1 protein-coding gene is annotated in these 265 nt (G+C 43.4%); it reads left to right on the top strand.

Annotated elements, in window-relative coordinates:
* The coding region (locus tag JI667_RS21540; RefSeq protein ID WP_280515525.1) for a TCP-1/cpn60 chaperonin family protein at positions 1–265 on the top strand (265 nt) is incomplete at both ends.

The raw sequence follows: 265 nt of genomic DNA, 5'->3' as shown, positions 1-265 counted from the left end.
CTACTGAACGTATAGCTGCTCTCGGAGGTGGTATCGCTCGTATTAAGGTTGGAGCAGCTACTGAGACTGAACTTAAGGATAAAAAACTTCGTTATGAGGATGCTTTGAACTCTGTCGATAGTGCAAGAGAGTTAGGTATTGTCCCTGGAGGTGGAGCTACTCTTGCATCCTTGCAGTTATACATTGAAGAAAAGGTGTTGGAGGAAATGAAAGATGATGATGAAAGGACTGGAGCATCAATTTTGCTCAAGGCATTATCTGCACC

The organism is Bacillus sp. NTK074B, assembly GCF_017303375.1.
Classification (GTDB): domain Bacteria; phylum Bacillota; class Bacilli; order Bacillales; family Bacillaceae_B; genus Rossellomorea.
The sequence above is the reverse complement of the archived record's forward strand: the minus strand, read 5'-3'. Positions and strand labels throughout refer to the sequence as shown.